The 21,126-nt window shown below is 68.7% G+C and carries 20 protein-coding genes; 12 read left to right on the forward strand and 8 right to left on the reverse strand.

Going from position 1 to position 21,126, the window contains the following annotated elements; translation table 11 throughout:
• Window positions 1-68 precede the first annotated feature (68 nt).
• The gene (locus ACCD06_RS25135; RefSeq protein WP_413344316.1) at window positions 69-1,541 is read right to left on the reverse strand and encodes a tetratricopeptide repeat protein; all 1,473 of its coding nucleotides are present in this window, start codon (window positions 1,539-1,541) and stop codon (window positions 69-71) included.
• 82 nt (window positions 1,542-1,623) lie between these two features.
• On the opposite strand from ACCD06_RS25135, the gene ACCD06_RS25140 reads away from it, so the two are divergent.
• The gene (locus ACCD06_RS25140; protein WP_413344318.1) at window positions 1,624-1,962 is read left to right on the forward strand and encodes a DUF1491 family protein; all 339 of its coding nucleotides are present in this window, start codon (window positions 1,624-1,626) and stop codon (window positions 1,960-1,962) included.
• Window positions 1,963-1,969: 7 nt separating this feature from the next.
• Here ACCD06_RS25140 and ACCD06_RS25145 read toward each other — a convergent pair whose 3' ends face one another.
• From ACCD06_RS25145 to ACCD06_RS25170, 6 genes are all read right to left on the reverse strand, one after another.
• Window positions 1,970-4,462: a sensor histidine kinase gene (locus ACCD06_RS25145; protein ID WP_413344320.1), complete on the reverse strand. Its 2,493-nt coding sequence runs from the start codon at window positions 4,460-4,462 to the stop codon at window positions 1,970-1,972.
• On the reverse strand, window positions 4,462-6,033 hold the full coding sequence (locus ACCD06_RS25150) for a bifunctional metallophosphatase/5'-nucleotidase (RefSeq protein WP_413344322.1): 1,572 nt from the start codon (window positions 6,031-6,033) through the stop codon (window positions 4,462-4,464). Before ACCD06_RS25150 ends, ACCD06_RS25145 begins: the two co-directional genes overlap by 1 nt.
• A 144-nt stretch (window positions 6,034-6,177) precedes the next feature.
• The gene (locus ACCD06_RS25155; protein ID WP_413344324.1) at window positions 6,178-7,011 is read right to left on the reverse strand and encodes a metallophosphoesterase family protein; all 834 of its coding nucleotides are present in this window, start codon (window positions 7,009-7,011) and stop codon (window positions 6,178-6,180) included.
• Between the two features lie 11 nt (window positions 7,012-7,022).
• The gene (locus tag ACCD06_RS25160; protein ID WP_413344326.1) at window positions 7,023-8,225 is read right to left on the reverse strand and encodes an ATP-grasp domain-containing protein; all 1,203 of its coding nucleotides are present in this window, start codon (window positions 8,223-8,225) and stop codon (window positions 7,023-7,025) included.
• 18 nt (window positions 8,226-8,243) lie between these two features.
• A complete protein-coding gene (locus ACCD06_RS25165) occupies window positions 8,244-9,485 on the reverse strand; it encodes a GNAT family N-acetyltransferase (RefSeq protein WP_136703822.1) in 1,242 nt (413 codons plus the stop codon).
• Between the two features lie 382 nt (window positions 9,486-9,867).
• Complete coding sequence (locus ACCD06_RS25170) at window positions 9,868-10,575, reverse strand: glutathione binding-like protein (RefSeq protein ID WP_109156101.1); 708 nt, start codon at window positions 10,573-10,575, stop codon at window positions 9,868-9,870.
• 262 nt (window positions 10,576-10,837) lie between these two features.
• Between ACCD06_RS25170 and ACCD06_RS25175 the strand changes: the two genes are divergently transcribed.
• From ACCD06_RS25175 to ACCD06_RS25215, 9 genes are all read left to right on the forward strand, one after another.
• Window positions 10,838-11,989 carry an acyl-CoA dehydrogenase family protein gene (locus tag ACCD06_RS25175; protein ID WP_413344329.1) on the forward strand — a complete coding sequence of 384 codons (1,152 nt, stop codon included), beginning with the start codon at window positions 10,838-10,840 and terminating at the stop codon, window positions 11,987-11,989.
• Window positions 11,986-13,554 (forward strand): class I adenylate-forming enzyme family protein, encoded by a 1,569-nt coding sequence (locus tag ACCD06_RS25180; protein ID WP_413344331.1) that lies wholly within the window; start codon window positions 11,986-11,988, stop codon window positions 13,552-13,554. The genes ACCD06_RS25175 and ACCD06_RS25180 overlap by 4 nt, the downstream gene beginning before the upstream one ends.
• Window positions 13,555-13,604: 50 nt before the next feature.
• Window positions 13,605-14,783, forward strand: a complete 1,179-nt coding sequence (locus tag ACCD06_RS25185) for an ABC transporter substrate-binding protein (RefSeq protein ID WP_413344333.1) — start codon at window positions 13,605-13,607, stop codon at window positions 14,781-14,783.
• Between the two features lie 152 nt (window positions 14,784-14,935).
• Entirely contained in the window at window positions 14,936-15,814 is an 879-nt protein-coding gene (locus ACCD06_RS25190; protein WP_413344335.1) for a branched-chain amino acid ABC transporter permease, read from the forward strand.
• 11 nt (window positions 15,815-15,825) lie between these two features.
• A complete protein-coding gene (locus ACCD06_RS25195; RefSeq protein WP_247882659.1) occupies window positions 15,826-16,782 on the forward strand; it encodes a branched-chain amino acid ABC transporter permease in 957 nt (318 codons plus the stop codon).
• Window positions 16,769-17,494 carry an ABC transporter ATP-binding protein gene (locus tag ACCD06_RS25200; RefSeq protein ID WP_136703828.1) on the forward strand — a complete coding sequence of 242 codons (726 nt, stop codon included), beginning with the start codon at window positions 16,769-16,771 and terminating at the stop codon, window positions 17,492-17,494. Before ACCD06_RS25195 ends, ACCD06_RS25200 begins: the two co-directional genes overlap by 14 nt.
• Complete coding sequence (locus ACCD06_RS25205; protein WP_109155001.1) at window positions 17,491-18,213, forward strand: ABC transporter ATP-binding protein; 723 nt, start codon at window positions 17,491-17,493, stop codon at window positions 18,211-18,213. The genes ACCD06_RS25200 and ACCD06_RS25205 overlap by 4 nt, the downstream gene beginning before the upstream one ends.
• Window positions 18,213-18,656, forward strand: a complete 444-nt coding sequence (locus ACCD06_RS25210) for a PaaI family thioesterase (RefSeq protein WP_109156108.1) — start codon at window positions 18,213-18,215, stop codon at window positions 18,654-18,656. The genes ACCD06_RS25205 and ACCD06_RS25210 overlap by 1 nt, the downstream gene beginning before the upstream one ends.
• Window positions 18,653-19,435 carry an oxepin-CoA hydrolase, alternative type gene (locus ACCD06_RS25215; RefSeq protein ID WP_413344339.1) on the forward strand — a complete coding sequence of 261 codons (783 nt, stop codon included), beginning with the start codon at window positions 18,653-18,655 and terminating at the stop codon, window positions 19,433-19,435. The genes ACCD06_RS25210 and ACCD06_RS25215 overlap by 4 nt, the downstream gene beginning before the upstream one ends.
• Before the next feature lie 8 nt (window positions 19,436-19,443).
• On the opposite strand, the gene ACCD06_RS25220 is transcribed toward ACCD06_RS25215, so the two are convergent.
• Window positions 19,444-19,662: a hypothetical protein gene (locus ACCD06_RS25220; RefSeq protein WP_413344341.1), complete on the reverse strand. Its 219-nt coding sequence runs from the start codon at window positions 19,660-19,662 to the stop codon at window positions 19,444-19,446.
• 228 nt (window positions 19,663-19,890) lie between these two features.
• Between ACCD06_RS25220 and ACCD06_RS25225 the strand changes: the two genes are divergently transcribed.
• Together ACCD06_RS25225 and ACCD06_RS25230 are read left to right on the forward strand one after the other, a co-directional pair.
• Window positions 19,891-20,352 (forward strand): response regulator, encoded by a 462-nt coding sequence (locus ACCD06_RS25225; protein ID WP_247871239.1) that lies wholly within the window; start codon window positions 19,891-19,893, stop codon window positions 20,350-20,352.
• A 276-nt stretch (window positions 20,353-20,628) separates the two neighbouring features.
• Window positions 20,629-21,054 (forward strand): hypothetical protein, encoded by a 426-nt coding sequence (locus ACCD06_RS25230; protein ID WP_136703833.1) that lies wholly within the window; start codon window positions 20,629-20,631, stop codon window positions 21,052-21,054.
• The last annotated feature ends 72 nt before the right edge of the window (window positions 21,055-21,126 follow it).

Genomic DNA, 21,126 nt, shown 5'->3' on the forward strand with positions numbered 1-21,126 from the left:
AGGTAGGAAAGTTTCGCCTAGTGCCGGCAGGCCGGGCGGGCAGAAAGCTCCCGCCGAAGTTGCCGGCCTTAACCCAAGCGCCGGGCGGCGCGGGCGGCTTGCGCCTTCAGCACGGCGGCGGCGGTGCCGAGCGTGGTGGTCCAGTCACCGGGGCGCGGCTGGCGGAACAGCCGCAGCGACGGGTACCAGGGGCTGTCGGCGCGGTCGAGCATCCAGCGCCAGTCCGGCACATGGGGAAGCATCAGCCAGCACGGCACGCCCATCGCCCCGGCCAGATGGGCGATGGCGGTGTCGACCGTCACCAGCAGGTCGAGGTTGGCGAGGATCGCGGCGGTATCGGCGAAATCGCGCACCCGCTCCATCGCGTTCGGGATCGCCACGCCGGGCAGGCGGTTTAGGTCGGCTGCCGCGTCGCCGGTCTGCAGGCTGACGAACCGCACCCCCGGCACCGACAGCAGCGGCGCCAAGGCAGCCACCGGGATCGAGCGGTTGCGGTCGTTGCGGTGCTGCGGGTTGCCGGCCCAGACCAGCCCGACCCGCAGGCCGGCCCCATCCCCGTCCTCCCCGGCCAGCCGGCCGCGCCAGCGGTCGACGTCGCCGGGATCGGGGGCGAGATAGGGCACGCCGGCCGGGATGGTCTCCAGTTCGGTGCCGAAGGCCCGCGGCAGGCTCATCAGCGGACAATGGAGGTCGTGAGGCGGAGGGTCCTCTCCACGCACCAGAACCTGGATCGACGATCCCAGGCAGCGGTTGAACAGGCGGTAGAGCAGCAGATGCGTTTCCAGGACCACCCGGCCGCCGCCCTGCGCCGCGATCCGCGCCACCAGCGGGGCATAGCGCACGAACTGGATGGCGTCGCCGTATCCCTGGTCCATGTGCAGCAGGATGGTGGCGCCGCCCGGCGGCTGGCCGGCCCAGGGCGGGCTGGCGAAGCGGTGCCAGCGATGCTCGAACCCCTCCCAACCCGCGCGCAGGTCGCCGCGGACCAGCCGCCCCACCGCGCGCGCCAGATGGGCGTCGCCATTGGAGGGGCTCCGCGCCAGCACGGCGTCGAAGCAGGCCTCCGCCTCGTCGAAGCGGCGCTGGTCGCGCAGGACGGTTCCGAGATTCAGCAGGGTCGCCGCATGGCCGGGCCGCAACCGGGCCGCGCGGTCCAGCCAGCGCCGCGCCTCGGGGTAGCGCGCCAGCGCGTGCAGCGAGGCGCCCAACGCCTCCAGCGCGTCGCCATCGCCCGGGTCGAGCGCCAGGGCGCGCCGCAGCACCGGTTCTGCCCGCTCCGGCATCTCCGCCGCCCGCAGCGCCGCGCCCAGATGGCCCCAGGGGGCTGCCGCCGTCGGGCGGAGCCGAACGGCACGGTCGATCCACCGCACCGCCGCCGCCGCGTCGCCCGTCTGCGCCCGCAGCACGCCCGACAGGTGCAGCGCGTCCGGCTGCGCCGGTTCCGCCGTCAGGATGTGGCGATAGGCGTCGGCCGCCGCTTTGGCATGGCCGGCCATGTGGTGGTTGACGGCGGCGTTCAGAGCGTCCAGGAGTGTTGCCATACCTTCTTCTCTACACCGGCCGGCCGGGCAGGGCGAGAATCGAAAATCACCAAGAGCCCACGATCAGGAGCCTGTCACGGCAATGGACGACCGTCTTCCGACGCATCTCTGGGTTTCCGCCCATATCCGCGCAGCCGACGCCCAGGGCGTGGCGATGACCGTGGTCCGCAAGGGCGATCCCAGCCGCGGCACGGTGATCCTGAAGATCAACCGGCTCGACCGCACCTTCTCCGTACTGGTCCAGACCCGCGAGGCGGATGGCGAGCGGCTGTTCTGGGCGCGCGGCACCGGCACCGATCCGGTGCCGGAGGTCGATGCCGACGCCTACATCGCCCGTCAGCTCCGCTACGACCCCGACGTCTGGGTGGTCGAGGTGGAGGACCGCCAGGGCCGCCACTGGTTCGACGGACCGGTGCGCTGAGCGCGTCTCAGGCGGCCGTGACTCGGGGGAAACGCAGGGTGAAGCGGGTGCCTTCGCCGGGGCGGCTCTCCACCCCGATGGTGCCGTGCAGGCGGCCGGTCACCAGATTGTAGACGATATGCAGCCCCAGCCCGCTGCCGCCCGACCCGCGCCGCGTGGTGAAGAAGGGGTCGAAGACCTTGGGCAGGACCTCCGGCGCGATGCCGGCGCCATCGTCGCCGATCGACAGTTCCACCATGTCGCCGTCCATCACGCGGGCGGCGATGGCGATGCGGCCGGGCTGCTCCGGATCCAGCGCATGAACCAGCGCGTTCATGATCAGGTTGGTCAGGATCTGCGACAGCGCCCCCGGAAATCCGTCCAGTTCCAGATCCGCCGGGCAATCGATGTCGATGGTCAGCGCCGCCCGCGCCTTGTAGGTCGGATGTAGGCTGCGCAGCAGCTCGTCGATGTAATCCCGCAGCAGGAAGGCGCGGCGCTCGTCGCTGGACTGGTCGACGGCGACCATCTTGAAGCTCTGCACCAGATTGGCCGCACGGGTGCTGTTGGACAGGATCAGGTTGGCCATCTCCATCCCGTCGCCGAGAAAGCGCTGGAAGTCCGACTTCTTCAGCGCATTCGCCGTATGACGGTCAGACAGTTCGCCGATCAGCGCCTGCAACTGCGAGGCGCCGGTGATGGTGATGCCGATGGGGGTGTTCACCTCATGCGCCACGCCGGCGACCAGCTGGCCAAGCGAGGCCATCTTCTCCGCCTGGATCAGGCTGGCCTGCGTCGCCTTCAGTTCGCCGAGCGCCCGTTCGGCGGCGTCGCGCGACTGGCGCAGGGCGTTTTCGGCCTCGACCTCCCGCGTCACGTCGACCACCACCGCCTGGATCGCCGGGCCGTCCCGCCAGTCGACCCGGCGGCCGGTCAGCTCCACCCACAGTTCGGCGCCGTCGGGCCGGCAGGCGCGGATCCGGCGGCGCGGCGTGGACTGCCCGCCCTCCAGCAGCTGGTCGTAATTGTCGATCATCGACTGCCGCGCCTCCACCGCCACGACGGACAGCAGCGACGGCAGGGCCATCACCTCCGCCACCGTCAGCCCGAGCATGGCGGCGAAGCTGTCGTTGGCGTAGAGCGCGTGGAAATCGCGATGGATGATGATGCCCTGGATCGAGCCCTCGACCAGATCGCGGAATCGCCGCTCGTTGTCGGCCAGCGCCTGCTGGCGCCGGTCGATCTCGTCGATGAAATAGCGGATGGAGGCGCCGATGTCGGTGATCTCGTCGTCGCCGTCCACCGGGACCGGGACCGGGGCCGGGACCGAAACCGTCCCGGCCGCTCCGCCGCCGGTCTGCCGGTTTCCCGACAGCCGGGCCAGCACCGCCCGGTTCATCGCCACCAGCCGCGAGGACAGGAAGCGGCGGAAGATGAAATAGACGCCGACCGCCAGCAGGATCGACGCGCCGGCCAGCATCATGACCGTGCGGGTGCGTTCGGCGATCAGCTCGGCCAGCGCACCGGTGCGCTCGGCCGACTGGTCGCGGATGGAGTCGTAGAGCGCGCGGGTGGACCGTTCGACCGTCTCCACCAGCACCTGGGCCTGCCCGGTCAGCGCCTGGGCGCGGTTGCGCGCCTGCAGCCGGTCGATGGCGCTCTCGAACAGCCCGCCCGGCGCCACCAGCAGCGAGAACAGCTCCTCCTGCACGGTGGACATCATCTGGCCGGTGGCGTCCGGGGCACCGCCGGTCAGGCGGGCCAGCTCGGCCAGCGTCCGTTCGGCCGACCGCGCCTCCCCCTTCAGCCGGCTGAGATGGTCGAGCTGCGTCGCCCCCGCCGCCCGCGCCATCAGCGCACCGATGCGCGCGGCCCAGGCGCCGGTGTCGGGCATGCTTTCGATCGCCGCCGCCAGCCGGCTCAGCGCGCGGGCCGCTTCGGCCTGACGGTCGCCATACTCGATCTGGCGGGTGACCTCGGCGTTCAGGTCGGCGACGGTGGCGGCCAGGATCAGCAGGGTGGAGCGGGTCTGCTCCAGCAGGCGGACATTGCCGTCGCGCTCCTTCCCATCCCCGCCGTCCTCCTTCATCAGGCCGCGCATGCGGGCGACCAGAAGCTGCATCGAATCCAGCTCCGTCACCAACCCGTCGTAGATGGATCGGCGCTGCGGCGTCGAATTCGCGGCGGCGAGCTGCGGCAGCTGCGCCACCAGCTTCTGCAGCGATCCGTGCAGTTCGGCGCTGGTGATGACCTCCGGCAGCGTGTTGGTCGACAGGACCGTGACTTCTGCCCGGAACAGGCGGAAGGACGACATCGACACGCCGCCGATCAGCATCACCAGCAGCGCCATCACCGACAGCCCCAGCGTGATGCGCACCGCGATGCCGAAACGCCGCGTCCGGTTCGGCGGCGGCGTCTGCGGACTTGGCGTCGTGTCCGTCGCCGGCGCAGGCAGCGTGGCGACCCGCGGCGTGCTCCGCGCGATGGTGGAAGACAGGCTGGAGGGAAACTGGCCGTCCATCACCGCCTCACCGTCATGCGGCCGTCCAGCCGGGGCACGAACTCGCCGCTGCGGGCGATGTGGTCGATCATCTGGGTGGAGATGAACTCGGTGTTGCGGTCTTCGACCAGCCTCGGCACGCCCGCCAGCACGCCGTACCCGTCGCCGCCCGCCGCCAGGAAGCTGCTGGTCGCGAGCCGGTAGCGGGTGGACCGGCCGACCGGCTTGCCGCCGACCGACAGGCTGCGCAGCCGCTGGCCGGGCGGGCGGGTCAGGTCGATCTCCGCGCGGGCGTTGGACAGGTGGGGAAAGCGGCCCTGCAGCTGCTCCACCGCCGAAACGCCGCTTTCCACCGCCTCCCAAAGCTGCTGCCCGGTGACGTCCAGCACGACGCCGACATCGTGAAAGGGAAGGATCGTGTAAATGTCGCGCCGGGTCAGCAGGGCATCGGCCGGATATTGGCGATCGCCGCGGATGCCGCCGCCGTTCATCAGCGCCACATCGGCGTCCAGCGTCTTGCGCAGGGTGTCGACCACCGCGTTGGCGAAGGCGTTCTCGCCCGTCCGCAGCGCCTCCTTGCGGGTGTCGAGCGGAGCGGTGAGATGTCCCACCTCCATCCGCAGCATTGTGTCGAGCCGCGCCGCATAAGCCTTGGCCTGGATCAGCGTGGCGGGATCGGGCGGCACCGTCGCGCTGTCGATCAGGCGGGGCGCCGGGGTCCAGCTCACTTGCGGCTTGCCGTCCGGCCCGGTCCTGCGTTCCACCGTCAAATCCAAAGCCAGCACCCAAGCAGCCTGCGGCCCGACGGTGGCGGACAGGAAACGCCCGTCGTAATCGACGGCGAAGGGGTGGTTGCGGTCCTGGTACAGCACGATGTCGGCGGGGCGGGCGGCCAGCACGCTGCGGTGGGTGTCGCCGGCATAGCCGGTCATCGCCACCACCAGATCGACGCCGTCGGCCCTCAAAGCCGCGGCCTTGGCCGTCAGCGCCGGAACCGGGTCGCGGAACTCCGTCCGCTGGGCGCGGGTGGTCTCCCGCGTCAGCACCGGCGTCGCCGCCATCACGCCGATGCGCAAGGGGCCGGCGCTCAGCACCACCGCGTCCTCCAGCCCGTCCGGCGTGCGGCCGGTGGCGCGGTCCACCGTGTTGGTGGTGACGATGGGAAAGCCGGCCTCGAAGGCGCGGGCGCTCAACCGGTCGTCGCCATGGTGGAATTCACGGTTCAGCGCGGCCATCGCGTCGACGGTCATGCCGTTCAGCAGGTCGATGATGTGCGCGCCCTGGTCGTAGAAGGCGAGCACCGATGGCGCCAGAGTCTGGCCGCCATGCAGGACCAGCAGATTGGGATGGGCGGCCCGTTCCTGGCGGATCGTCCCGGCCAGCCGGGCCATGCCGCCGCGCCCGGCCGTCTCGTCCAGATCGGTGGTGCCCTGGGTGTAGAGGATCGTCAGTTGGACCGGTCCGGTATCCGCCGCGGCCTTTCCATCCCGGGCCACGACCGCGGCGTCAGGCTGCTGCGCCTGCGCCGGCAGGATCGCCGCAGGCAGGCCAAGACCAAGGCCGATCGCCAGCGATGCAGCCAGGGACGACAATGTCCTGCCGAACCGGGGCCGCATCCCGCCGGCAGCGCCGTTGAATATACCGATAGTGTCCATAGCCCGGCGTCACCTCTGCCCCCGCGCCGGATTATGCTCATTTCCACGTCACTGTTGAAGCAAAGCCGCGTTACGGGATTGTCATATTGGTGACACACGGCGTGGAAGAGCCCGTTTTACCCGTTCGTAGACACCGAGAATCCTCAGTATTTCGATCAACTTCATCCTCACCGGCGCCGGAACTGCGGCAAAACGCGGCGCCAGACCGGCCCGCCGGGTTTTCGCCAGCGCCGCCCGGCGGGCATAGGCGACGCGGTGCAGGGTGACCCGCCGGCTGGCGGTGTCGAAGCAGGCGAAGCTGGCACGGCTATCGACGCCGCGCGGTTCCCCCACCGTGCCGGGGTTCAGCAGATACAGCCCGTCGGCCCGCAACTGCACCCCGCCGTCGAGCGGCACCACCTGCACCGCCCCGTCCCGCCATTCCCACAGCCCCGCCCGGTGGGTGTGGCCAAAGGCGCAGACCCGCGCGCCGGAGGGATGCCCGAGAAGCGCCTGCAGGCTCAAGCGGCGTTTGCCGTCATCGTCCAGCCGCACCAGTTCCTTGCCCACCTCCGGATGCAGGGCGCCATGAACGGCGACCAGGGATCTGTCAACCACGGCCGTCAGCGGCAGGGCGGACAGGAAGGCACGGCTCTCCTCGTCCAGCCGCGCCTTCGTCCAGGCGACGGCGCGCGCCGCCGGTCCGCTGAACCCCTCGGTCCCAATGGCGCCGGTCACCGCCCGGTCGTGATTGCCGGCGATGCAGACGGCGCCGGCCTGCCGCAGCAGGGCGATGCAGGCGGCGGCATCGGTGTTGTAGCCGACGATGTCGCCCAGGCAGACGATGCGCTCCGCCCCCTCCGCCCGGATGACGTCGAGCGTCGCCTGCAAGGCTTCCAGATTGGCGTGGATGTCGGAGATGAGTGCGATCTTCATGGTTTTTGCGCTCAGGGCTTCGCCAGCCGTGCCGGGCCGGCGAAGCCGGGAATGCGCGCCAGCAGCCGGTCCAGCTTCGGCCGCAGGAAAGGCATCGGGTCGTCGGGCGTGATCGCCTTCGTCTCGCAGCGTGCCACCCAGGCCAGCCAGCGCGCCGTCGGCACCCCACTGTCGCGCGCCGCCAGCCGGTCCTTGCTGATGTGGCACCAGCAGGCGCCGGGCCGGGCCTTGGCAGAGCCCGGGCGGCGTTCTGGGCGGGGACGGCCGGTCAGGTCCGCCTGCACCATCGCCGGCAGGTTGACCCCGGCGACGGCGCCCAGATGGTGCCACAGGTTGAAGCGCGGATTGATCTCCAGCAGGTGCAGCCGGCCGTCGGGATCGCGCTTGAAATCGAACTTGGCGACGCCCTTTAGGCCGATGCGCGCCGCGATGTCCCGTCCCAGCGCCGCCACGTCGGCTCCCTCGCCGTCGATGTCGGTGATGGTCAGCGCGGTGCTGTGGCCGTAATCGACCGGATATGTGCGGATCTTGCGGCCGGTGAACTCGCCGGCCACGGCACCGCCCGCATCGATATAGACATGGTGGCTTTCGATCCGCGTCTCCGGTCCGGGGATCAGTTCCTGCGCCAAGAGGTCGATGCCGACCGGGATCAGCCGCGGCCACAGGGCGCGAAGTTCCTCCGGCCCGTTCAGGCGGATCGCCTTGCCCAGCCCCTCGATCTCGTCCCAGGGCGGGCGGCGGGTCAGCGGCTTGACGATGAGCGGATAGCGCAGGTCCAGATCCGGCGCCTCGCTGCCGGGCAGGGGGCTCAGGCGCCGGGTGCGGGGAACCGGCAGGTCCAATCGCTCCGCCAGCGCCTGGAACCGGCCCTTGTCGACCAGCGTCTCCACCAGATCGGCCTCGGCCAGGGTAAAGCGGAAGACGGCAGCCAGCCGGTCGCGGTGGCGCGACACCATCAGAAGCTGCGCGTCCTCCTCCATATAGAGCACCGGCTTTTCGGCCTGCGCGGCACCGAAACGCAGCAGCCGGTCGACCAGCACGTCGTCGTTGCCGCCCTCCCACGGGATCAGCCGCTCGGTGAAGCGGGAGTGGGCGGTCGCCCCGCCCGGCGGTCCGACCACGGCACAGCGGATGCCGGCCAGCCCCAGCGGGCGCACCAGATCCATGTCGCCCAACACGCAGGCCAGCGGCCCGGCTTTCGGTTCCGTTGCCATGGCGAGTGCTCTCCCTTCTCAGATGCCTTTTGCCGGCGCGATCCAGCCGCGCAACGAGCGTTTGACGGCGTCGATCGTCACCCCGCGCGCCCGGCGGCAATGCGCCTCCATCCGCCGGCTCAACCGGTCGGGGCCGAGCGTCAACCAGTTCATCGGCTGTTCGGCGTTGGAAAGCAGCGGCTTGTGCCCGGCCGGTGTCGACATGAAGTCGTAGCAATCCTCGCCGCGGGCCAGCGCATCCTCGATGGCCAGCACATGGCTCAGCAGTCCCGGCTTCAGCCGGTTGTCCGCCTCGAAGGCGAAACCGCCCTGATAATTCAGGACGCGGTTGCGATGGACGAAGTTGTAGAGATAACCGATAGGCCGCCCGCCGGCGCTGACCCGGCTCAGCCGCACCGCGCCGCGCGGCATCCCCTCGGCGATCAGCCTTTCGTGAAAGGGGCGGAAGGCCGGATTGGCGAAGGCGCCCGCCTGTCCGCGCGCCTGCCAGCCGGCCTGATGCAGGACCTCCATCCCGGCGAAATAGTCCATCGCCTCGTCCACCGACGCGGCGACGCGGTGTTCCAGCGCGCCGCGGGCGCGGTAAAGCCGCTCCGTCCGGTTCACCGCCGCCCGCGTGTTGCGGCCGAGACCGCCGCGGAAATCGCCGCCGCCGGCCCGAACCGTGCCGAAATCGACCCACTGCGCCGAATCCGCGATGCGCAATTGCAGCGTATGACCGGTTCGCGCCGCCACCCGCCGGGCGGCCCGCTCCGCCGCCAGGGTCAGCCCGCCCAGCACCAGCTCGTCGTTGGCGGCCAGCCGCTCGTCCAGCCAGTGCAGCATGGCGTCCGTCACCTCGTCGGCGACCCGGCGGTCGGCAAGGATGCCGTTATACTCCATGAACAGGCGATCATAGCTGCGGTCGCCGGTCTCGTGCAGCATCCAGCAGCGGCTGGGCAGCAGCCCGAACCGTCGCCGCACCCGCGGGCAGAGCACGGCCAGACCGACCGCTTCATCGCCCCGCAAGGCCACCAGCAAATGCGGCTCGATGCCATCCGGCATCTGCGCCAGCCAGGAGCCGATCCAGGTCCAGGAGAGAAAGAAGGAGGAGTCGGCGCGGCTTTCCAGCTCCGTCCATGCCTGCGCCAGTTGCGGCATGGAGGGCAGGGGGTACAGGGCGATCCGTATCTCGGTAGATGTGGCGGGACCGGTCGCCGTTTCGATGGCGGGACCGTCGGAGGTCGGGCGGGCGGAGTCGGGGCTGGGCCAGATGCTCATCGGCGCGGCGTCTCCGGAAGATATTCTCTACCGAAAACAACACGCTGGATCCGGGAACGGTCCCGTCTACGCCGGGGAGCCCCGAAAGTCTGCGCGACGCAAAAGGATGAGGCGAAGAAGTAGGGCGCTATACGAAGTTGCCGTGCGGGCTGGCTCAAATCACTCCCTCTCCCGTCCCGGGAGAGGGAAGGGGCCCAAGCGCAGCTTGGGAAGGGTGAGGGGGACGACAAGGATCATTGCGCTTATCCTTGGATCACCCCTCACCCTCCCCACCTTACGGTGGGTCCCCTCCCTCTCCCGGGGCTCTCAGCGGATCTTCGATCCGCCTGACGCCGTCAGCACAAACGAAGTTTGTGCGAGAGGCGGGAGAGGGCGATTAAGCTCAGCGCTTGACCGTGTCGGCGGACTGGCCGAACAGGATCTTCTTGCTTTCCTCGTTCACCGTGGGCGTGCGGTTGGGGTTGACGGCCTGCCCCTTCTCATAGGCGCGCACCACCGCCGGCCGCTCCTTGATCGCGTTGAACCAGCGCTTCAGGTTGGGGAAGTTGTCCAGATCCTGCTGCTGGCGTTCATGCGGGACGATCCAGGGATAGCTCGCCATATCGGCGATGGACAGCTCGGCCCCGCCCAGGAACTCGTTGTCCGCAAGGCGCTTGTCCATAACGCCGTAGAGGCGACCCGTCTCCTTGACGTAGCGTTCCATGGCGTAGGGGATGCGTTCCGGCGCGTACTGCACGAAATGGTGGTTCTGGCCCGCCATCGGGCCGAGGCCGCCGACCTGCCAGAACAGCCATTCGAGAACCGTCTTGCGGCCACGCACGTCGCTGGGCAGGAATTTGCCGGTCTTCTCGGCCAGATAGACCAGGATGGCGCCGGATTCGAAGACGCTGATCGGCTCGCCGCCATCGGCCGGGGCGTTGTCGATGATCGCCGGCATGCGGTTGTTCGGCGAGAAGGCGAGGAATTCCGGCTTGAACTGGTCGCCGGTGGAGATGTTCACCGGCTTGAACTGGTAGTCCAGCCCGGCCTCCTCGAGAAAGATCGTGATCTTGTGGCCGTTCGGCGTCGGCCAGAAATAGAGGTCGATCATCCCAAACCCTCCGGTCATTTGTCGGCCCGTGATGCCGGGCCGCTGATTTCCGAAAAGGTTAACCGCTTCGCTCCGGCTGGCAAGCCCGCACGCACGCGCGGCAGACCCTCGATCCGCCACGCTAATTCCGTATATCGGAATACAATTTCATTTTGTTGACAGCATCCTCCCCATCTGTCAGCGTGGCCAACGAACAGATGAGGCGGCGCCCCTCAATCCATGATTTTTCCCTGAAATCATTCTCCCCAGACGGAGAGCACGCATGGCCTTGGACAAGGACGTTTTGGATCAACTGCTGGACACGCTGGGGCGCTTCGTCCGCGAAAAGCTGGTCCCGCTGGAACATAAAGTGGCGGAGGACGACGCCATCCCGGCCGAGGTGATCGCCGCGATGCGCGAGATGGGCCTGTTCGGCCTGTCGATCCCGGAGGAATATGGCGGGCTCGGCCTGTCGATGTCGGACGAGGTGCAGGTCGCCTTCCAACTGGGCCAGACCTCGCCGGCCTTCCGCTCGCTGATCGGCACCAACAACGGCATCGGCTCGCAAGGCATCGTCATCGACGGGACGGAGGAGCAGAAGCAGACCTATCTGCCGCGTCTGGCCGCCGGCGAGATCGTCGGCGCCTTCGCCCTGACCGAACCGGAATCGGGGTCCGACGCCGGCTCGCTCCGTACCACCGCGCGGCGCGACGGCGACCATTTCGTCCTGAACGGCACCAAGCGCTACATCACCAACGCGCCGCAGGCCAGTCTCTTCACCGTCTTCGCCCGCACCGACCTGGACAGCCGCGACGCCCGCGGCGTGTCGGCCTTCCTGGTGGAAGCCGGGACGCCCGGCCTGTCGCTCGGCCCCATCGACAGGAAGATGGGGCAGAAGGGCGCCCACACCTGCGACGTCATCTTCGAGGACTGCCGCGTTCCGGCCAGCGCCATCCTGGGCGGCAAGGAAGGGCAGGGCTTCAAGACGGCGATGAAGGTTCTCGACCGCGGCCGCCTGCACATCGGCGCCGTCTGCGTCGGTCTGGCGGAGCGGCTGATCCGCGACAGCCTGTCCTACGCCATGGAGCGCAAGCAGTTCGGCCAGCCGCTCGCCGAATTCCAGCTGATCCAGGCGATGCTGGCCGACAGCCGGGCGGAAGCCTACGCCGCCCGCTGCATGGTGGTGGAGACCGCACGACGCCGCGACGCCGGGCAGAACGTCAACACCGACGCCGCCTGCTGCAAGATGTTCTCGACCGAGATGGTCGGCCGCGTCGCCGACCGCGCGGTTCAGATTCATGGCGGTGCCGGCTACATCGCCGATTACGGGATCGAGCGCTTCTATCGCGACGTCCGCCTGTTCCGCATCTATGAGGGCACCACCCAGATCCAGCAGCTCGTCATCGCCCGCAACATGATCCGGGAGGCGGCATGACTGTGGGGCGGCCGGTTCCCGATTTCGCCGCGATGGTGGCGGCGCTGCCGCCGCGCATCAGCCACGCCGCGCTCGCCTGGGCGGAACGGACGCCGGACGCCCCCGCCCTGTTCGACGGGACGCAGGAATGGAGCTACCGCCGCCTTGCCCAGGCGGTCGGCGGCGCCGCCGCGCATCTCCGGCGGCTGGGGGTGGTCGGCGGCGACCGGGTGATGATCGTCTGTGAGAACGGCCTCGCGGCGGTCACCCTGATCCTGGCGGCGAGCGAGTGCGACGCCTGGCCGGTCATCGTCAACGCCCGCCTGTCGGACCGCGAGATCGACACCATCCGCGACCACTGCCGGCCGCGCCGGATCTTCTATACCGATACGGTATCCCCCGACGCCGCCGCCCACGCCGCCCGCCATGGCGCGGAGCCGCTGGGCGACCCCGACCTGCCGCCGATGGTGGTCGGCTCGCTGCTGGATGCCGATCCGGAGCCGGTCCATGCCGGCAACCAGCGGCAGGTCGGCGCCTTGATCTACACCTCCGGCACCACCGGCAAGCCCAAGGGCGTGATGCTGTCCCACCGTGGCCTGCTGTTCGTCGCCTCGGTGTCGGGCTGGATGCGCGGGCTCGGTCCCAGCGACCGCACCTATGGCGTGCTGCCGGTCAGCCATGTCTTCGGCCTCGCCTCCACCTGCCTCGGCACGCTCTATGCCGGCGGCTGCCTGCACACGGTCCCCCGCTTCGCCCCCGCAGCCGTGTGGCAGGCGTTGGAACAGGATGGCGTGACCGTGTTCCAGGGTGTTCCAGCCATGTATGCCAAGCTGGTGGAGCACGCGACCGTCACCGGCCGGACTCTGTCGGCGCCCGCTTTGCGCTACCTGTCCTCGGGCGGCTCGGTGCTGGACCTCGACCTCAAGCTGGCGGTTGAGCGGGTCTTCGGCTTGCCGCTGCACAACGGCTACGGCCTGACCGAATGTTCGCCGACGGTGACGCAGACCCGGCTGGATGCGCCGCGCAGCGACACCTCCATCGGTCCGGCCCTGCCGCTGGTGGAGATGCGCTTCGTCGATCATGTCACCGGCCAGGACGTGGCCGACGGCGAACCGGGAGAACTGTGGGTCCGTGCCCCCAACGTGATGCTCGGCTATTACCGCGAGCCGGCGCTGACCTCCCAGGCCATCACCGATGACGGCTGGCTGAAGACCGGCGACGTCGCGCGGCTGGAGCCGGACGGCTGCGTCGCCGTGGTCGGCCGCATCCGCGAGATCGTCATCCGCTCCGGCTTCAACGTCTATCCGGAGGAGGTGGAGGGCGTGCTGACCAGCCACCCGGCGGTGACTCTGGCCGCCGTCGTCGGCCATGCCGTCGCCGGCAACGAGGAGGTGGTCGCCTTCGTCCAGTTCGTCCCCGGCCGCAGTGCCACGGAGGACGAGTTGAAGGCCTGGGCCGCTGAACGGCTCGCCCCCTACAAGCGCCCGTCGCGCATCGTCGCCATGGACGCCCTGCCGGCCAGCCCGACCGGCAAGCTGCTGAAAAGCGGCCTCCGGGCGCTCGCCGCCGAGGTGATGGCCGCCTGACACCGCCGACAAAGCCCCAAACAACAAAGTCCCTGGGAGGGAACGAAAACATGACCCGGACGATCGCCAATCTCCTAACCGTATCTGCACTGGCCCTGTCGGTGGCGCTGGGCGCCGGGGCGGCGCAGGCCAAGGAGTTCCTGCTGGGCTCCGAACTGCCGCTGACCGGCAGCCTCGCCCGCGTCGGCCAGGGCATGCATGAAGGCATTGCCGTCGCCATCGACATGGCCAACAAGAGCTATGCCGGCAAGCACAGCTTCAAGGTCGAGACCATCGACGACGAGACCTCCCCCGCCAAGGCGGTCGCGGCGGTGGAGAAGCTGGCGGGCGAAGGGGTGGTGGCGATCACCGGCGGCTACGGCTCCAACATCATCGGCCCGGCGTCGGAAGCGGCGCAGAAGGCCGGGCTGGTCTACATCACCTCCGGCGGCGTCTCGCCGGAACTGACCCAGCGCGGCTATCCCACCTTCTTCCGTATCAACAACACCGACGGCTATGCGCTGGCGATGATCGGCCTGATCCAGGAGATGGGCGCCAAGAAGGTCTCCATCGTCTATCTGAACAAAGACGCCACCAGCAGCCTCGCCAAGCAGGTGAACACGGCGCTGACCGCCAAGGGCGTGACGGTGGGCATGCACGAGTTCGACGGCTCGACCAGCGATTTCAAACCGCTGATGAACAAGGTGAAGCTGCAGGACCGCCCCGACGTCATCGCCATGGTCGGCTACGAGAACGACTATGTCGGCATCCTGCGGGCATCCAAGGTGCTGAAGCCGCAGGTCAAGGCGATGGTCGGCGTCTGGTCGCTCGCCACCGCGCAGATGGCCAAGGAATTCCCCGACCTGATGGAGAATGTCTACGGCACCTCCATGCTGCCTTACCCGGTGGAGTTCACCCAGCCTGAGGCGGTGGAATTCGCCGCCACCTACAAAAAGCTGTTCAACAAGGACCCGGACTATCTGGGCCAGTTCGGCTACGTCCAGACTCGCCTGCTGATCGACGCCGTCGTCCGCGCCGACGAGGCCGGAACGCTGGGCAAGGGCGGCCTGCCGGAAGAACTGCGCAAGACGGACGCCAACACCCTGATCGGCCGCGTCACCTTTGACAAGAACGGCGACAACCTGAACTTCACCCACCGCATGGGACAGCACCAGGGCGGCAAGGTGGTCCTGGTCTGGCCAAAGGACGCCGCCAACGGAAAGATGAACTTCCCGGCGGTGCCGTGGTGAGGGGATACCCCCTCTCCCCCCCGGGGAGAGGGTCGGGGTGGGGGGGTTGCACGGCGTGGATATCCCAAGAATCCCTGCTGCGCGACCCCCTCACCCTAACCCTCTCCCCGGGGGGGAGAGGGAATGAGGCCACCCCCAACAGGGCGCAACCTATGTTCGAACTGACGCTCCAGGCACTGTTCTCGGGCCTGCTCGCCGGCGGCTACTACGCGACCGTGGCGGTCGGTCTGGCTCTGGTGTTCGGCACCATGCGGGTCATCAACCTCGCCCATGGCGAGCTGGTGCTGCTGGCCGCCTATGTCGCCTATGCGGCGGAAACCAACTATGGCGTCAGCCCGGTGATGGCGATCCCGGTGGCGCTGGTGATCGTCGGGACGGCGTCGGCCATCGTCTATGCGCTGCTCAGCCGCATCCATCAGGACCGCGAGATCAACTCGCTGATCCTCACCTTCGGGCTGGGGATCATCCTGACCAATACCATCCTGTCGATCTGGGCGGCCGACATCCATTCGACCTCCGACCCCTGGTTCCAGGATTCGATGGTGATCGCCGACACGCTGTTCGCGATGAACGCGGAGGTCGCGGCCTTCGTCGGCGGGCTGGTGCTGATGGCGGGCGTCTGGTGGTGGCTGAACCATTCCTGGCAGGGCCGGGCGGTGCGGGCGCTGTCGTCGAACCGGGCGGCGGCGACCCTGATGGGCGTCAACCCGCGCAAGATCGAAATCCTGTCTTTCCTGATCGCCGCTCTGCTCGCCACTTTCGCCGGCTTCGCCATCTACACCGGCAAGACCGTCTTCCCGGCCTTGGGCCATGTGCTGACGGTCAAGGCCTTCATCATCACCGTGCTGGCCGGAATGGGATCGATCCCCGGCGTGCTGATCGGCGCCATCATGATCGGCGTCATCGAATCGCTGACGGTCACCTATCTGTCGGCCTCGCTGCAGGAGTTGGCGGGAATGATCCTGTTCCTGGTCGTGCTGTTCGTCTCGCCCTCGGGCCTGTTCGGCGGCGGGAGGGCACTGGCGCGATGAGGAATTCCCTGATGAACCGACTGTTCCTGATTGCGGCCCTTGCCGTCGCCTATGTCGGCGTGCCGCTGCTGTTCGGCGGCAACGCCTATGTGCTGGGGCTGATCGTCGCGGCGCTGACCATTGCCGGGGTGGCGGTGGCCTGGGCGCTGCTGGGCAATCTCGGCGGCATGGTCAGCTTCGGGCACGCCGCCTTCTTCGGAGTCGGCTCCTACACCTCCGCGGTGCTGGCGATGAAGCTGGGGGTGCCGGTCGTAGCATCCATGCTGCTGGGCGGGGTGGGGGCGGCGGTGTCCTCCATCGCCATGCTGCCGGCGCTGCGGCTGCGCGGTCCCTATTTCGCCCTCGCCATCCTCGCCTATGCCCATATCTTCCAGATCCTGGCGACCGAGATGACCACGGTCACCGGCGGGGCCGGCGGACTGCTGTCGATCCCGCGCTTTCCCAGCATTCTGGGCTTCGATTTCGGCGAGAAGCTGGGTGGTTACCTCATCATTCTGACCATCGTGGTGCTGGCGGTGCTCGCCTATGACGCCGTCCGGCGCAGCACCTGGGGCCTCGCGCTGAAGGCGATGCACGACACCGAGGTGGCGACCCGCGTCGTCGGCGTGCCCAGCACGCATCTGAAGGCGGCCATGCTGGTGCTGTCGGCCTTCATCACCGGTGTGGTCGGCGCCTTCAACGCCCATTTCATCAGCTTCCTCGATCCCGACTACGCCTTTTCCAGCGGCTGGACCGTCCTGCCCATCGCAGCAGCCATCTTCGGCGGCTACCGCACGGTGTGGGGCCCGGTGGTCGGGGCGCTGGCGATCTATCTGGTGGACCAGTTGCTGTTCAAGCCGATCCTGCCGCACGGCCACCAGATGATCCTGGGCGTGCTGCTCTGCGCCATGATCCTGTTCAGCCCCGGCGGTTTGATGCCGGCCTTGCGCCGCCGCACCGTGAAGGAGAGCCGCCATGCTCACGCTTGAAGGCGTCCAGGTCAATTTCGGCGGCGTCCAGGCGCTGAAGAGCGCCAGCTTCTCCGTCGCGGAGGGCGAAAGCATCGGTCTGGTCGGCCCGAACGGCGCCGGCAAGACCACGCTGTTCAACGTCATCTCCGGCGTGGTGCGGCCGACCGCCGGCCGGCTCGACTTCCGCGGCACCTCGCTGCTGAAGCTGCCGGAATGGAAGCGGGCGCGGCTCGGCATCGGCCGCAGCTTCCAGATCCCACGCCCCTTCGGCCACTGCACGGTGCGGGAGAACCTGCTGGTCGCCCAGCGCTTCGGCGCCGGGAAAAAGGATTTGAGGAGGATCGACGAGATCCTCGACATCCTGAACCTGCGCGACAAGGCCGACCGCGACGCCACCACCGAACTGGCGCTGACCGAGCACAAGGCGCTGGAGGTCGGCAAGGCGCTGGCCACCGAACCCAGCCTGCTCCTGCTCGACGAGGTGCTGGCCGGGCTGGAGACCAGCAGCAAGCGCGCCTTCATGGAACGGCTGGCGGCGGTGCGCGACCGCTACCGCCTCGCCATGGTCATCATCGAGCATGACATCGCCACCATCGCCGCGCTTTGCCCGCGGGTGCTGGTGCTGAATTTCGGCCAGATCATCGCCGACGGCTCCCCCGACGCGGTGTTCCGCGACCCGGAGGTGATCCGCAGCTACACCGGCGAAACCACACTTGCGGAGGCGTCATGACCAACGCGCTCGACATCCTGACGCTTCGCGCCGGCTATGGCGCGATCAACGTGCTGTGGGACGTCTCGCTGTCGGTAGAGACCGGCAAGACCACGGTGATCGTCGGCCCGAACGGCGCCGGCAAGACCACGCTGCTGCGCGCCATCATGGGGCTGGTTCCCGCGACATCTGGTGACATCCGCGTCGACGGGCAGAGCCGCAAGGCGGTGAAGACCTGGGACCGGGTGGCCGACGGGGTGGTGATGATCCCGGAAGGCCGGATGATCTTCCCCGACATGACGGTGGAGGACAACCTGATGATGGGCGCCTTCCCGCGCGGCTGCCGCAAGGACTGGAAGCGCAACAAGGCGATGGTCATGGACATGTTCCCGCGACTGGCGGAACGGCGCGGCCAGATCGCCGGCACCCTGTCGGGCGGGGAGGCGCAGATGCTCGCCATCGGCCGCGGCCTGATGGAGCAGCCGCGCGTCTGCCTGATCGACGAGCCGTCGCTCGGCCTCGCTCCCGTGGTGGTGGACGAGATCTTCCGCATCCTGGCCCGCCTGCGGGCGGAGGGGCTGACCATCCTGCTGGTGGAGCAGAACACCAGCCGCGCGCTGAAGATCGCCGACCACGTCTATCTGATGCAATCCGGCAAGGTGGTGCTGTCGGAGCGCGGAGACCGGGTGGACCTGGAGCGCCTGCACGCGCTTTACTTCGCACACGAAACAGCCGCGTGATGGGACAGGGTATGGACGATCTGCTGAACGGGGAGCCGGAATCCGGTTTCCAGCGCCTGCTGGGCTATGCCCTGAGTCGCTGGGAGGAGGGGGCGGCGGAACTCACCATGGCCATAGACGAGCGCCACCTGAACCGGGCCGGCGTCGTGCATGGCGGGGTCATGACGACGCTTCTGGACACGGTTTCCGGATTTTCGGCAACTTACTGTCCCTTCCCCAACCGGGTGCGGCGGGTGGTGACGCTGTCCTTGTCGACCAGCTTCCTGGGGCAGGCACGCACCGGTACGCTGGTCGCCACCGGCCGGCTGCGTGGCGGCGGGCGCAAGATCGTCGGGGTGGCTGCGGAACTCCGCCATGGCGACACCGGCGCCCTGATCGCCACGTCGGAAGGCATGTTCAAATACCGGCCGGGCAGCGAGAACCGGGAGGGAACCGAGCTATGAGCGGACAATTGACCGTCGCGCGCCAGGGCCGCGTGATGGTGCTGACGATGGACGACGCGGCCACCAGGAACGCGCTGGGGCCGGAGATGATGGCCGCCGCCCGCGACGCGCTGACCCAGGCCGCCGAGGATCCGGGGGTGGGCGCCATCGTCCTGACCGGGGCCAACGGCAGCTTCTGCTCCGGCGGCAATCTTGGCCGGCTGCTCGGCAACGCCAAGGCCGATCCGGAGGTGACCCGCGCCAGCCTTGAACGCTTCCATGGCTGGACCCGCGCCATGCGCGCCTGCCCAAAGCCGGTGATTGCCGCCGTTGAAGGGGCCGCCGCCGGAGCCGGCTTCTCGGTGGCGCTCGGCTGCGACCTGATCGTCGCGGCCGAGGATGCGGTGTTCACGCTTGCCTATGTGAAGGTCGGGCTGAATCCGGACGGCGGCGCGTCGGCCTTCCTCGCCCGTGCGGCAACGCCGCAGCTCGCCGCCGAGATCATGTTCGAGGGCGGCAAGATCGGCGCGGCGCGGCTGGCCCAGCTTGCCATCGTCAACCGGGTGGTGGCTCCGGGCACCGCGCTGGCCGAAGCGCTGGCCTGGGCGGAGCGGCTGGCCGAGGGGCCGACGCTCGCCATCGGCCGGGCCAAGCGGCTGATCGAAAGCGGCTTCGGGGCGCCCGACGATCAACTCGACCGCGAGGCCGCCTTCTTCGTTGAGGCCCTGCATGGGGCAGAGGCGGCGGAGGGCATCACCGCCTTCTTCGAGAAGCGTGCGCCACGCTACCCCCGAGGCTGAGCCTATCGTCAGGCCAGCAACGACAGGGTAGGATCGGGCGGGGTGGGTGCGGCGTTTTCCAGGGTGCGGGCGATGTCGGACGGCGCGCCCGGCAGCCGCAACGGCTCCGCCCGGCCGGCAAAATGGAGTTCGGTGCCGCCGTCCGCGGTCGCCCGCAGATATGCGACCGCGAATGGATTCACCAGAACGGAGTCCCCGGTCGTATCGGTCAATTCAACGAAAGTCATTGCATTTTTCCTCTCTCGCGTCCGGGTAAAACGCGCTGCAATGGTGTATGTTTCCAACCCGGACGTTCAGTGAGGCGGCATACCCGCAAGGGAGTACCCCTTAGACCTCTTGAACGGAGCGGAACCGCGACAAACATGGGCGGTTCAGTTGATCGAAGCCAAACCCGCTTCGAAAACCGGACGGGACGGGCTATAAGCCCGCACCGTCAATCAAGGGAGCATGCCGTCTTGAAGTTGCTTGTCGTCGAGGACGATCCGCTGATCGGTCCGGCCGTGAAGGCCGTTCTGGAGAATGCGGGCTACACCGTGGTTGGACCGCTGCGCGATGCCGTGAAGGCCGCGCGGGTCGGTGCCCGCGAATGTCCCGACCTGGCGCTGGTCGACGTCAATCTCGCCGGTGGGGAGAACGGTCTGGTGCTCGCCCGCCGGCTGTGGGAAGAAAACGGCGTTCCGTCGTTGCTGATGACCGGTTTCGACCACCACGCGGCCGAAGCCCGCGAATTCGCCATGGGCCTGCTGCGCAAGCCGGTGATGCCGGACGCGCTGGTGCAGGCCGTCGGCGCGGCGGGTGAAATCCTGGGTGGCATGCGGCCGTCTTCCACGCCGGCAGCGCTGGAAATCTTCCACGGCTCCGTCGCCACCACCGCCAGCCTGAGCGCCACCAACTTGCCCAAGGCACGCACGGCCTGACCGGCCCCCCTGGCGCATCGTCCCTTGAGAACGCCCGCCCTTCGGCGGGCGTTCTCTTTTTTGCGCCGCGCGCGATGCCGGCGGTCCGGTGTGGCATCGTCGGGGCATCGCAGGCCGCGGAAGATAACGGCGCAACCATTGCGGACCACCGCTGTTGGTGGGCTGGAAAGCGGGAACGGACCCGGCCCCGCGCAAGATTTCGATGCTCCCCGGACCACGGCAGCCCGGCCGCCGACAGACCGGTGTCGACGGGCATGCACAGCGAAAGGAATCGTCATGAAGAGCCTGATGATCGGCACCGCCGCCGCTCTCGCCCTGATGGCCGCCCCGGCCTTCGCCGACAGCAGCGGTTCCATCTCCGGCAGCCCCGCCGCGACCAGCGCCGGTCCGAGCACCAACGCCAACCAGACCAACCCGCCCTGCACCTCCAACAACCAGCTGGGTTGCGGCAGCATGGGCGGCGTCGACAGCAACAGCGGCGCGACCAGCGGGTCATCCACCAGCGGGTCATCCACAGGCAGCGGGTCGATGACCGGTTCGGGCTCATCCAACTCGACCAGCGGCACGGGCGGTAACAGCCTGGGCAACAGCGGCTCCATGGGCACCGGCTCTGACGGCCCGGTCGGCACGCAGCAGCCGTCAGGCTCGATGGGCGGCTCGACGGGCGGTTCCACCTCGGGCGCCGGCGGCACAACCCGCTGAGCCCAGCTCTTTGACATAAGCTAAGGGAATCCCCTCTCCCCCCGGGGAGAGGGAGAGTTTCCCTGGATAGTG

It is taken from the genome of Azospirillum sp. CT11-132, from assembly GCF_047302835.1.
GTDB lineage: Bacteria > Pseudomonadota > Alphaproteobacteria > Azospirillales > Azospirillaceae > Azospirillum.